Source organism: Oceanicoccus sagamiensis (genome assembly GCF_002117105.1).
GTDB classification, from domain to species: Bacteria; Pseudomonadota; Gammaproteobacteria; order Pseudomonadales; family Dasaniaceae; genus Oceanicoccus; species Oceanicoccus sagamiensis.
The window spans coordinates 1,351,888-1,364,455 of sequence record NZ_CP019343.1 but is presented as its reverse complement, the minus strand read 5'-3'; the positions used below and the strand labels follow the sequence as shown (position 1 = coordinate 1,364,455).

Below are 12,568 nucleotides of genomic sequence, written 5' to 3'. Positions count from 1 at the left end.
AAGAGTACGGCGGAAAGTGAATGATATGATAGTGGCTACGCTTAAGATAGTCTTGAGCCATTACTCATCGGCATCTTCATCACCGACGACCATATTGCGGCCCGCTTCCTTGGCGCGATACAGTAATTGGTCGGCATAATGCAGTTGCTGGTCCAGACTTTCATGGAGGTAATTGGTAACCCCCATGCTAAGAGAGATATTTAACAGCTCGCCATCGTCGGCATTAATATCAATAGTCATTGCAGAGGCCATGCCGCGGAATTTATCCAATAGCGTAAAGGCCTGCTCATTGCTTAGGCCGGGCATTAAAATAGAAAACTCTTCGCCGCCAAGTCTGGCCACAACAAAGCGGGAAAAGGCCAGTCTAAGTTCTTCCGCTAAAAAGACTAATACCTTATCACCGGCTTCGTGACCGTAGTTATCATTGATTTGCTTAAAGTGATCAATATCAATCATGGCAACAGCAAAGGGGGTGTCATTATTAACCGCATTGTTATAAAGGACTTCGCCCTTATCAAAATAATAACGGCGGTTATGTAGATTGGTCAGGTAGTCGCGGTTGGCGGTATCTTGGATTTGTTCAATCAGTTCCAGCTCTTCAATATTGTGCATGACCCGGCAATACAGTTCTTCATGGGAAAAAGGTTTTTGCAAAAAGTCATTGGCGCCGTTTTTAATAAATTTAGCCGACAAAGAGCCTTTGCCTTCGCCTGACAAGCCAATAATAACCAGCCCGGATTTATCCACATTGTGGCGAATGGCTCTCACCAAATCAAAGCCATCCATTTCGGGCATATGGTAGTCGGTAATTAATAATTTGATATCCGGGTTGTCTTTAAGGACGTCTAACGCTTCCAGACCATTGGAGGCTTCCATGACCTGATAAAGATGTTTTTCCAGCAAGGCTTTGATAAAGGTGCGAGTTGGACGAGAGTCTTCAGCAATAAGAATTTTTATCGTCTGGTTTTTTTCCAACCGGTGGATTAAGTTCAGGGCATAGTTATAGGAATAGCGACTCTCTTTAATAATGTAATCAACGATGCCTTTGTCCAGTAACTGCTCGCGCCTGTCTTCCTGGTAGTTGGCGGTGAGTACAATGACGGGCAGCTCTTTATGTAATAGATAATCCACCATCTCGCCATTGGGGGCGTCGGGCAGGTTAAGATCAATAATCCCGGCAAATATTTCATCGCCATATTGTTCATAAAGGGCCTGGCCCTCGGCAAGGCTGCCAGCAAATAATGCCGTGATATCCGGGTGCTGTTTAATCAGGTGCTTAAGGATCTTGGTGACGGTACTGCTATCTTCAACAATCAGGACTTTTTTCATTATTACCAGCTATCGTTTATTGGCTTTTGTTGGGGGCGTTATTTGTTTTACAGGTTTGTTAATTCAAGCATAGATTTGGGTTTTTACCAGTGATTGGGTGAGTTGACAGTGCGGGAACGAGTTGAGGTGGCTGGGGGCTTGCGGGGAGCGCTTTTCGCCATCCCTGCCATCGATGGCCCCGGAAGCGCCCACCCACTCCCAGTGCTCACTAAACCTGCTACTCAGCGATTCTCCCTAGCAACAACTGCATAGCCTTACCTCGATGACTAATGCGGTTTTTAACCGCTGATGGCAACTGGGCAGAACTACAGCCTTTCTCAGGCACCCAGAATAACGGGTCATAACCAAAGCCATTGTCACCATGTTGTTCAAACAAAATTCGACCTTCCCAAGTTCCTTGGCAAATAACAGGAGTGGGGTCATATTCATGGCGAAGGAAAACTAACAGGCATTGAAAACGAGCGCTGCGTTCAGCGTCGGGAATATCTTTAAGATCGGCTAATAACTTTTCATTATTGCGCGGGTCCGTTGCGCCTTCGCCAGCAAAGCGTGCTGAGTAAATGCCGGGCTGGCCATTGAGTGCATCAACCTCAAGTCCGGAGTCATCGGCAATGGCAGGGAGGCCAGTCAGTTTTGCTGCGTGGCGGGCTTTGATAATAGCATTTTCGACAAAACTTAGGCCATCTTCGATAGCATCGGGGACATCGAAGTGAGACTGTGGAATTACCTCAAAACCACTGTCACCGAGCAGTTGCTGAAATTCGTTTAACTTGCCTTTGTTGCCGCTGGCGAGAACAATTTTTTTCATAACAAATAATTAGTTGAAATAAAGGGTTTTATTAAACTTTAATGTATAGGGCGCAATATTGGCATCCGGCTGGATGCTGATAGTAAAGGTACGTAGTTCCTTATTGTTAAAGCGCAGTTCAGCGATATAGTAAATCGCATCCTGCTCAACAATCTCAGTAAAATTTAATGGCGCTGAATGAATTAAATCAGAACTGCTGCCGGAGACCATGGATTTTTTGGCCCTGGTTTCGCCGCGTTCTAAACGCTGCCTAACCGCAATATTTATCAATGCGCGATCTTTGCCGCGAACAATGCCGTAGGTTTGAGCAACAGTAGGGCTAATAAACGTAGAGTTTAAAACGCTGTAATGTACATCGTAGTCACCAAACACTTTCGTTGTGTCTGGTTGTGCCACAGCCAGATTGCCGAAAGCCAGGGCGACTAAAAACAATAATTTTCTAAACATAATCAATGCCTGTTATCGACTGATATGGTAAACCGCTGTTACCCCAAATAGATTGGGTAGTAAGGCACCTAAAAAACTTTCACTGCTATCATGGCTGACGACGGTACTTGAAAGCACCTTGATAGCATTTTCCGCACAGAGTACTTCAAAATCTTTTACCGTACAAAAGTGGATATTGGGTGTGTCGTACCAGCTGTAAGGCATAAACTTGGAGACCGGCATTCTGCCTTTGGTATTGAGGTGTAGCCGACAAGACCAGTGGGCAAAATTAGGAAAGGTGACGATACACTCTTTGCCGACCCGCAGCATTTCATCAATAACGACATGGGGGTCATGCAGCGTTTGTAGGGCGTGGGCCATAACGACAATATCAAAGCTATCATCCTGGAAATTGGCCAGGCCCTTATTCAGATCCTGTTCAACAATATTTAAACCTTTGCCAATACAGGCGGTAATTTGCTCTTCATCAATTTCTATGCCTAAGCCATTAACCTGCTTGTCGTTTTGCAGTTTTTGTAATAGCTCACCATCACCGCAGCCGAGGTCCAGTACCCTCGACCCCGGTTTTATCCAGTGTGGAATAACCTCTAAATCAAAGCGCATTATTGGCAGCCCTCGGCAACACGTTGCATATAGGCATGAAAGACATTTTCATAGCGTTTATTCGGGATTAGAAAAGCATCGTGACCAAAGTCCGCTTCAATTTCTGCATAGCTGACCGGCTTATTGGCAGCGACCAGTGCGTCAACAATTTCCCGTGAGCGCTGGGTCGAAAATCGCCAGTCAGAGGTAAACGAGACCACAAAAAACGAGCACTTGGCGTGACTGAAAGCGGCAATGGCATCGTCACCATATTCTCTGGCCAAATCAAAATAATCCAATGCCTTGGTCATTAGGATATAGGTGTTAGCATCAAAGACTTCTGAAAACATATCCCCCTGATAGCGCAGATAACTTTCAACCTGAAATTCAACATCATCATCAGAACCGAGCATAAAAGAACCGGCTTTTAGTTCGCGGCCAAATTTCTGCCCCATACCATCTTCAGATAAATAAGTGATATGGCCAACCATTCTTGCCAGTCGTAGTCCTCTTTTAGGAATGACATTGTGGTCGATGTAAAAACCATCATGAAAATCCGGGTCCGAGCTTATAGCTTGCCGGGCGACTTCATTAAAGGCGATATTTTGCGCGGTCAATTTGGTGGCTGAGGCAATGACTATGCAGTGGCGCAGTTCATCCGGATATTCCAGTGCCCAGCGCATAGCTTGCATACCGCCAAGACTGCCACCGATAACGGCGGCCCACTGATCAATGCCTAACAGCTTCATTAAGTTACGTTGGCTATTGACCCAGTCGCGACAGCGCATATGTGGAAAATCACTTTGCCAGGCCTTGCCTGTCTCGGGGTTAATCGAGGTGGGGCCGGTTGAGCCGTGGCAACCACCAAGATTGTTCATGCTAACAATAAAAAAGCGCTGGCTATCGATAGGCTTACCCGGGCCGATATAGTGATCCCACCAGCCGGGCTTTTTATCGCCTTGATGAAAGCCTGCGGCATGATGGTGACCCGACAGGGCATGGCAAATTAAAATAGCATTGGATTTATCCGCGTTTAATTCGCCATAGGTCTCATAGACGACGTCATATTCTGATAACACCCTGCCACTGGCCAGCACCAGTGGTTGATCGAAGTGTTGGCTTTGTGGCGTGACAATACCAATAGACTGTGGCTGGCTTTCGGTTGCTACGTTGTCGACAGATTGCTCTGACATGGTTTGGTCCAATGCTTTGTTGAAAATATAACGGGCTAAATTCCAATCACATAAGCTGTCGGCAAGCCGGTAGAGGCGGCCAAATGATTGAGAATAATTTGCAATATATTAATGGTTAGAAAAACAAAGATCGGCGATAAGTCCAGCCCACCCATGGATGGTAATAGCTTGCGGAAAGGTTTCATCACCGGTTCGGTTAATTGATGCAAGAGCAAGATGGCAGGGTTGTAACTGCCCGGTGCCACCCAGCTTAAAATAATTGAAGCCAGAATGGCCACAAAATAAATATTAATGACCATGCCCACCGTACCGAGCGCACCCCAGATCAGTAAGGAGAGGGGGTTGGGTATGGCATAGCCTTGAATAACAACCAGCAGTGCTGTGGCAATAATTTGTAGCAGTAAAACGATAACCAGAGTCGCAGTATCAATGCTGCCTATACTGGGAATCTTTCCTCTCACTGGTTTCAGTACTGGCTGGGTTGCCTTGACTAAAAATTGTGAGATTGGATTATAAAAATCCGCTCTGGCTACTTGTAATAACAGGCGTAGCAACAGAGCCAGAATATAGAGATTAAAAAATGTCTGGATAAGTAAATTGCCAATATCTTGCAAAGCGCCCATAAAATAGTACCTGTTGCAGGGTGTGAGTGGGTTAACGGTATTAGATAGCTTAGCTGTCGCTATCCATTATTTTTGCCAGCTCTTCAGAGCGGTCACGGCAGGCCACTAATGCCCGGTTAAAGGTTTGTCTTAAGCCTTCGTCTTCAAACACTTTAATGGCTTCAGCGGTGGTGCCACCGGGGGAAGTCACTCGGCGGCGCAGTTCGTCGGTTTCAACATCACTGGCTATCGCCATCTGTGCGGCGCCCAAAGCCGTCTGTAACGTCAGCTGTTTGGCCACATCGGCGCTTAAGCCTAATTGCTCACCAGCAGCCTGCATGGCTTCCATCACTAAAAAGAAATAGGCGGGTCCACTGCCTGAGACGGCTGTCACTGCATCCAGCGCACTTTCCTGATCGACCCACAGGGCAATGCCAACGGCACGCAGGATAGTGTCGGCCAGCGTTTTTTGCTCACCAGTGACCTTGCTGTTGGCAAACAGGGCGGTAGCACCACTTTGAACCAGCGCCGGCGTATTGGGCATGCAGCGGACAATGGGCATAGCGCCCCCCAGCCATTTATCCAGGCTGCTGCTTTCGATACCCGCGGCAATGGAGATAATTAAGGGTTTGTGCTGCTGGGCGCTACTGGCGAGCTCTTCCAGTACCGGCTTCATTACCTGGGGCTTAACGGCCAGCACGACAACATCGGCATGGGCGATAGCCTGGTGGTTGTTATCGGTGATATTGACCGGCGCCACTTTTTGCAGATTGGCAAGGGACTCCGGATAAGGGTCGCTGGCGGTAATGGCGCTGGCATCAAAACCTTTGGCCACAAGGCCGCCAATAATGCTTGAGGCCATATTGCCTGCGCCGATAAAGGCAATGTTAGGGTTAGACAAGGTAGTATCCTTCAATTTCCGGTAGATGATCTATTTTTGTTGCAGCAGTATAGCAGCCTAATATCTCATTGGCGCGGGCCAAAAATATCCGTGCCAATACGGACAATGGAGGCCCCTTCGGCAATAGCGGCATCCATATCTTTAGACATGCCCATAGAGAGTACGGTCATGCTGGGGTATTTGGGTTGCAGTTGATCAAGGGCCTTGCTGAGCAGGGCAAAGGCCCGCCGCTGCTCGGTGATATCGTCCGTCGCTCGGGGTATCGCCATTAAACCTCGCAGGCTGAGATTGGGCAGGGCGACCAGCTGCTCTGCCAGATCCTCCAGTTGCGTAAGTCCCAGCCCGGACTTGCTCGGCTCGTCACAGATATTCACCTGTAGGCAGATATTTAAGGGGGCCATAGCCGCCGGGCGCTGGTCATTCAGGCGCTGGGCGATTTTTAGCCGGTCGACGCTATGGACCCAGTCAAAGTGCTCGGCAATGGCGCGTGTTTTATTGGATTGGATCGGGCCGATAAAGTGCCAGTTCAGCTTCAGGTCTGCCAGTTCCTGCTGTTTATCCAGGGCTTCCTGCAAATAATTCTCCCCCACCTCGGTGACGCCTGCCGCCGCGGCCTCGCGTATCATAGCCGCTGGGCGGGTCTTGCTAACCGCCATTAATTGCACGGAACCGGGCTTTCGCTGATATTTTTGCTCAGCTTCTGCGATGCGTTGCTGGAGCTTTGCTATATTTAATGGAATCGATGGCGACATAGGCTTGGTTTTCTGTTCATTCTTTAGCCTCTCGACATGCACAGCCTGGGCTGGCTAACGCAGTATCTGTGATTCTTATCACAGTTATCTACCCCGGGTTCGGCAATCAAGGCGTAATCTCAAAGCTTCATTATACTGTAAACGCCCTGAGCCTCTTCTATAAAACGATAAATGTATTAAGGATCATCATGGATATTACTGAACTGTTAGCCTTTAGCGCCAAGCAAGGTGCTTCGGATTTACACCTTTCTGCGGGTTTGCCTCCTATGATCCGGGTGGATGGTGATGTCCGGCGGATTAATTTGCCGCCGATGGAGCACAAGCAGGTCCATAGCCTGATCTATGAGATTATGAACGATAAGCAGCGCAAGGACTTTGAAGAGTTTCTGGAAACGGATTTCTCCTTTGAAGTCCCCGGTGTGGCGCGCTTCCGGGTTAACGCCTTTAACCAGAACCGCGGTGCCGGTGCGGTATTTCGGACCATCCCCTCTAAAGTACTATCGATGGAAGAGTTGGGTATGGGGCAGGTATTTCGCGATGTTTCTATGGTGCCCAGAGGCTTGGTGCTGGTAACGGGGCCTACCGGTTCTGGTAAGTCCACGACGCTGGCAGCGATGATGGACTATATCAATGACAATAAATACGAACATGTACTGACCATTGAAGACCCGATCGAATTTGTCCATGAATCGAAAAAGTGTCTGGTCAACCAGCGTGAGGTGCACCGTGATACCCACGGTTTTAATGAAGCTCTGCGTTCAGCACTGCGTGAAGATCCCGATATTATTCTGGTGGGCGAGCTGCGAGATTTGGAAACCATCCGCCTGGCGATGACCGCGGCAGAAACCGGTCACCTGGTTTTTGGTACGCTGCACACCACCTCGGCGGCAAAAACCATTGACCGTATTATTGATGTATTCCCCGCGGAAGAAAAATCGATGGTGCGTTCGATGCTGTCGGAATCCTTGCAGGCGGTCGTTGCGCAAACACTATTGAAAAAAGCAGGCGGCGGCCGTGTGGCTGCCCATGAAATTATGATTGGTACGTCTGCTATTCGTAATCTGATCCGTGAAGATAAAGTGGCACAAATGTATTCCGCGATTCAAACCGGTGGTTCTGTCGGTATGCAAACGATGGATCAATGTCTGACGGATTTAATTGATAAGCGTTTAATTAGTCGCGACGTAGCTCGCGAGAAAGCTCGATTCCCGGAAAACTTTTAAGGGTTTTCTTGTTTAGTGGTTAAAGAATTGAGTTCAGGAGTTTACAGTGGATATTGATAAGTTATTACAAATTATGGTGGAAAAAGGGGCGTCGGATTTATTTATCACCGCCGGTGTACCTCCGTCTATAAAAGTCCATGGTCGCGTACTGCCCGTGACTACCAGTCCGCTAAGTCCGGAAAAAACCCGCGAGACAGTCTTGGGGGTGATGAACGAATCCCAGCGCAGAGACTTTGTGCGCGATAAAGAATGTAATTTTGCGATTAGTGCTCGGGGTATTGGCCGTTTTCGTGTCAGTGCTTTTTACCAGCGTAATCTGGCGGGCATGGTGTTGCGGCGTATTGAAACCACTATCCCGCGTATTGATGATTTAGGTTTGCCGGATGTGATTAAAGACCTATCCATGGTTAAACGAGGTTTGGTGGTCTTTGTCGGGGCAACCGGTGCGGGTAAGTCGACGTCTCTGGCTTCTATGATCGGGCATCGTAATAGAAACTCCAAAGGCCATATTATTTCTGTCGAAGATCCGATTGAATATATTCACCAGCATGAAGGTTGTATTGTTACTCAACGTGAAGTTGGTATTGATACCGACAGTTTTGAAATCGGCTTGAAAAATATGTTACGTCAGGCCCCTGACGTGATTATGATTGGTGAGGTGCGTACCCGTGAAACGATGGAGCACGCGATCACCTTTGCTGAAACCGGTCACCTCTGCTTATGTACCTTGCACGCTAACAATGCTAACCAGGCGCTGGATAGAATTTTGCACTTTTTCCCCGCTGATCGTCATCGCCAGTTATGGATGGATCTGTCGCTCAATTTACGGGCGATGGTGGCCCAGCAATTAATTCCAACACCGGATGGCAAAGGTCGTCGTTCCTGTGTAGAAATTCTGATTAATACCCCTTTAGCGCAGGACTTAATCCGCAAAGGCGAAGTGCATGCCTTAAAAGATTTGATGTCAAAATCTAACGAGCAAGGTATGCAGACTTTTGATCAGGCTTTGTATGAGTTGTATCAGTCCGGAGAAATTACTTATGAAGATGCTTTGTCTCATGCTGACTCGGCGAATGACTTGCGCTTAATGATTAAGTTGGGGGATGAAAATAGCAGCTCACAGATTGATGCTATTGCTGGCGACTTGACCCTTGAAGATGAATCAGAAAGCGATCAGGGTCAGACCTTTTCTCGATAAATAATTACCCAAAATACCCCACCAGTGTTGCGCTGCCTTACCTGTAGGGTGGATTATAATCCACCGTTTTTGAGCGCCCATAGTAGAAGTTGGTGGATTGCAATCCACCCTACCGTCATTCGCGGGAATGATGGTGTTCATTTAACAAACCAACTCTCTAAAATAACCTTGGCCGCCAGGCTATCCACATTATTTTTTTTAAAATCCCGCGAACCCGTCTGCTGAATAATTTCGCCTTTGGCTTCAAAGCTACTTAGTCGTTCATCCGCCATCTCAAAGGGCAAACCAAAACGGCCATGTAAGCGGTTGGCAAACTTCTTCGCCCGCACACCAATCTCAGATGGGCTGCCATCCATATTTAAGGGTAAGCCTACGAGTAATAAATTGGGCTGCCATTCATCAATCAGCTTTTTAAGCTCGTCCCAATCAGGGATACCATCTTTGGCTTTGAGATCAGCCAGCGGATTGGCGGTTTGAGTGATGGATTGGCCCACGGCAACACCAATGCTTTTGGTGCCGTAATCAAAGCAGAGAATGGTTTTTGCAGCCTGGGGGGTGGCGGTCATGCCCTAAGCGTGCCCTGCGGTGGGTGAGATCAGGGCTAGATCAACACCCATTTTTGCCGCCGCCGCTTTGGCGCGATGTTCAATCGGGGTATTAAACAGAATATCGCTATCGGCCGGTGCCGTTAACCAGGCGTTGTCCGCCAATTCACTTTCCAGCTGGCCTTCAGACCAACCCGCATAGCCCAGCGCCACAATGCTATCGCTAGGGCCTTCATCATGGGCGATAGCGGTAAGAATATCCTGGGAGGTGGTTAAGGCAATCTGATCCGAGACGCTAATGGTGGAGTCCCAATGGGTCTCGGTATTGCGGTGCAATACAAAACCACGGTCCATATGCACCGGCCCGCCAGCCAATATTTGGTCACTGTGGGGGGTTTGAATATTATCGATCTCAAGGTGCTCGAAAATTTCATCGAGGCTTAAGTCCAGCGGGTGGTTAATCACAATCCCCATGGCGCCTTGCTCATTGTGCTCGCAAATATAGGTAATGCTATGGGCGAAGATACCATCGCCAATGGAAGGCATGGCAATCAGGAAGTGATCTTTAAGGCTGGTCATATTGTCCATAGCTTCATTATTGGGATTGCGGCAGCTTAAGACAAGGATTATCTGTTAGAAAAAGAGAAATATTTCAAGCATGTCACTCCCGCCTGCGTGTATTGCTGTCTGGGAGAATTCCTGACAAGTGTATGGCGGCGTCGTATTGTAAGCCAGTAAGAGTGCTCAAACCTCGATAAGTAGGGTGGATTATCATCCCGCAAGCCCAGCCAGGAACCGTTATAAGTGGTGGATTATAATCCACCCTACGGGCTGGGCTCTCGCCTGCGTGGGGGGATGTTGTTTTATGGTAGTGGGGTTATAAAAATATTTGTTTTAAGTACTGGAGGACAGCCGGTCTTTGTGGAAGCGCCAGGTACGAATAATTTCCAGCACATCGACTTTGCGCTGCATGGTTTGCGGGAAGGGGTCATAAGGGGCAGCCAGATGAACAATCTTGAGCGCCGCCTGGTCGAGGATTTTATGGCCGGAGGATTGAAGAATCTTTACCTGATAGATATCGCCATTGGGCAGTATCGATACCACCATCCGCAACTTGCCAAATAATTGCTGCTGCTTGGCCTTGCTGGGGTAGTGTTGGTTGCCAATGGCCTCAACCTTGGTGCGCCAGTTATGCAGGTAGAGGGCATCGTCGGACTGCTTGGTGGCAACGGAGGTTAGTCGGCGTACCCGCGGGCGCTTGGCATAGGCCTGGCGCTGGATATCGAGCTTGGCTTCAAGGCTGGCAATTTCCATACTGCGCTGCACCACGGTCATATTATCCGCCTGCTGCTGGTTGGCCTGCTCGGTCTTTTCCTGTTGCTGCTGACGGTTGGCTTTGCTGTTGCTAGAGGCTGTGGTGGTGATTTGAGTATTGGCTGCTAGTTGGCGCTCACTTTGGCTTTGCTGCTGTTGCTGAGCGACTTCACGAATGGCGGTGTCCTGGAAATCGGACAATTCCTGAGTGGTTAGCATGGCTTTTTCATCCAGTGTGCCGCTGCCTTGCTGGTTGCTTTGGGCCAGATAGTCAGCCTCTTCAGGGGCGGTTTTACTGCGGTGTTGAGCCAGAGTGATTTCTAATTTCGGTGGGGCTACGGCGGGCTTCTCACGGGTAAAGCTAACACCGAGGATAAAGGCAGCATGGATAGCCAAGGCCAGACAAAAGGCAAAGCCTAGACGGTCGTGGTTGATCTCCACATCCCCGAATGCCGGAAAGTCCGGTAAGCTATTGGCGGCGGCTCCCATTGCGGTGGTAATCCTATATTTTTGTAGGGTGGGTTGTAATCCACCACTCTCCGGTCTTATTGTCTGGTGGATTATAATCCACCCTACGGGTTAGTTTAGCCATTGTTATTCAACTTGCCCTCAATCGCATCCATCAAGGTGGAGGCGATATCCGTTCCAAATTGATCATCAATTTCTCTGACGCAGGTCGGGCTGGTGACATTGATTTCTGTCAGGTGCTCGCCGATCACATCAAGGCCAACAAATAATAGCCCTTTTTCACGGGCTATAGGGCCGATCTGGTTCGCAATCCAGCGATCTCGTTCTGTTAACGGTTGCGCGCGGCCAGTGCCACCGGCGGCCAGATTGCCCCGGGTCTCACCTTGGGAGGGTATTCTGGCCAGGCAGTAATCTACTGGTTCACCATCGACCAGCAGGATGCGTTTATCACCATCGACAATCTCTGGCAGGTATTTCTGCGCCATAATGGTATTGGCGCCAAAGTCGGTCAGTGTCTCCAGAATAACGCCTAAATTGGGGTCGTCTTGCTTCACCCGAAAAATGGACGCGCCACCCATGCCATCCAGGGGCTTAAAAATCACATCACCGTGCTCTTGGTGGAAGTCGCGGAGGGTCTGCTCGTCACGACTCACCACCAGAGGCGGGCAGCACTCGGGGAATTGTGTGGCGAACATCTTCTCATTGCAGTCCCTCAGGCTCTGGGGCTTGTTAACAATCAGGGCTCCAAGGCGCTCTGCGGCCTCAAGGATATAGGTGCTGTAGACAAACTCATTATCGAAAGGGGGGTCTTTGCGCATCAGGATGACATCAAGGTCGCCAAGGTTAATATCCTCAACGTCTCCCAGCTTATAAAAGTCCTTAGGGTCGCGGAACACTTGCAAAGGTCGTGTTTTGGCCCTGGGTTCGCCCCCGGCCTGATAGAGGTCTTGCTGGCGCATATAGCTAATCGACCAACCTCGGTCACTGGCGGCCCACAGCATGGCCATGGTGGTGTCTTTCTTGATATTGATGGATTCAATGGGGTCCATTACAACGCCGAGACGAATTTTCATAGATTTACTCATGATTTGCAGGTTTTGACCGAAATATACTGTTGCAGCTAAAACTTATCGATAAATGCTAGCGGTTTCTCACTTCTCAGAGTGGGCGATATCGTGAACCGCTTCTATACTGATACATTGTCTG

14 protein-coding genes are annotated in these 12,568 nt (G+C 48.8%); 2 read left to right on the top strand and 12 right to left on the bottom strand.

Annotated features, from left to right (window positions below; genetic code table 11):
• Nucleotides 1-60: 60 nt before the first annotated feature.
• The 8 genes from BST96_RS06140 to BST96_RS06105 form a co-directional block, all read right to left on the bottom strand.
• Nucleotides 61-1,329 carry a diguanylate cyclase gene (locus BST96_RS06140; protein WP_085757847.1) on the bottom strand — a complete coding sequence of 423 codons (1,269 nt, stop codon included), beginning with the start codon at nt 1,327-1,329 and terminating at the stop codon, nt 61-63.
• A 217-nt stretch (nt 1,330-1,546) separates the two neighbouring features.
• Nucleotides 1,547-2,137: an RdgB/HAM1 family non-canonical purine NTP pyrophosphatase gene (gene rdgB / locus BST96_RS06135; protein WP_085757846.1), complete on the bottom strand. Its 591-nt coding sequence runs from the start codon at nt 2,135-2,137 to the stop codon at nt 1,547-1,549.
• A gap of 9 nt (nt 2,138-2,146) precedes the next feature.
• Nucleotides 2,147-2,584, bottom strand: coding sequence for a DUF4426 domain-containing protein (locus BST96_RS06130; RefSeq protein WP_085757845.1), 438 nt, complete (start codon nt 2,582-2,584; stop codon nt 2,147-2,149).
• A gap of 12 nt (nt 2,585-2,596) precedes the next feature.
• A complete protein-coding gene (gene metW / locus BST96_RS06125) occupies nt 2,597-3,187 on the bottom strand; it encodes a methionine biosynthesis protein MetW (RefSeq protein WP_085757844.1) in 591 nt (196 codons plus the stop codon).
• Complete coding sequence (gene metX, locus BST96_RS06120; RefSeq protein WP_085757843.1) at nt 3,187-4,359, bottom strand: homoserine O-succinyltransferase MetX; 1,173 nt, start codon at nt 4,357-4,359, stop codon at nt 3,187-3,189. Before metX ends, metW begins: the two co-directional genes overlap by 1 nt.
• 35 nt (nt 4,360-4,394) lie before the next feature.
• A complete protein-coding gene (locus BST96_RS06115) occupies nt 4,395-4,982 on the bottom strand; it encodes a YggT family protein (RefSeq protein WP_085757842.1) in 588 nt (195 codons plus the stop codon).
• Between the two features lie 49 nt (nt 4,983-5,031).
• Entirely contained in the window at nt 5,032-5,862 is an 831-nt protein-coding gene (gene proC / locus BST96_RS06110; protein ID WP_085757841.1) for a pyrroline-5-carboxylate reductase, read from the bottom strand.
• Between the two features lie 65 nt (nt 5,863-5,927).
• Entirely contained in the window at nt 5,928-6,614 is a 687-nt protein-coding gene (locus BST96_RS06105) for a YggS family pyridoxal phosphate-dependent enzyme (RefSeq protein WP_085757840.1), read from the bottom strand.
• Between the two features lie 188 nt (nt 6,615-6,802).
• Between BST96_RS06105 and BST96_RS06100 the strand changes: the two genes are divergently transcribed.
• Together BST96_RS06100 and BST96_RS06095 are read left to right on the top strand one after the other, a co-directional pair.
• Complete coding sequence (locus BST96_RS06100) at nt 6,803-7,837, top strand: type IV pilus twitching motility protein PilT (protein ID WP_085757839.1); 1,035 nt, start codon at nt 6,803-6,805, stop codon at nt 7,835-7,837.
• Nucleotides 7,838-7,883: 46 nt separating this feature from the next.
• Nucleotides 7,884-9,035, top strand: coding sequence for a PilT/PilU family type 4a pilus ATPase (locus BST96_RS06095; protein WP_085757838.1), 1,152 nt, complete (start codon nt 7,884-7,886; stop codon nt 9,033-9,035).
• Nucleotides 9,036-9,172: 137 nt separating this feature from the next.
• Here the strand turns inward: BST96_RS06095 and ruvX are convergent, their stop codons facing one another.
• The 4 genes from ruvX to gshB form a co-directional block, all read right to left on the bottom strand.
• Nucleotides 9,173-9,601: a Holliday junction resolvase RuvX gene (gene ruvX / locus BST96_RS06090; RefSeq protein WP_085757837.1), complete on the bottom strand. Its 429-nt coding sequence runs from the start codon at nt 9,599-9,601 to the stop codon at nt 9,173-9,175.
• Between the two features lie 3 nt (nt 9,602-9,604).
• On the bottom strand, nt 9,605-10,159 hold the full coding sequence (locus BST96_RS06085) for a YqgE/AlgH family protein (protein ID WP_420814628.1): 555 nt from the start codon (nt 10,157-10,159) through the stop codon (nt 9,605-9,607).
• A 315-nt stretch (nt 10,160-10,474) separates the two neighbouring features.
• Nucleotides 10,475-11,383 (bottom strand): energy transducer TonB, encoded by a 909-nt coding sequence (locus BST96_RS06080; RefSeq protein ID WP_085757835.1) that lies wholly within the window; start codon nt 11,381-11,383, stop codon nt 10,475-10,477.
• A 95-nt stretch (nt 11,384-11,478) separates the two neighbouring features.
• Nucleotides 11,479-12,435 (bottom strand): glutathione synthase, encoded by a 957-nt coding sequence (gene gshB / locus BST96_RS06075; RefSeq protein WP_085757834.1) that lies wholly within the window; start codon nt 12,433-12,435, stop codon nt 11,479-11,481.
• Nucleotides 12,436-12,568 lie beyond the last annotated feature (133 nt).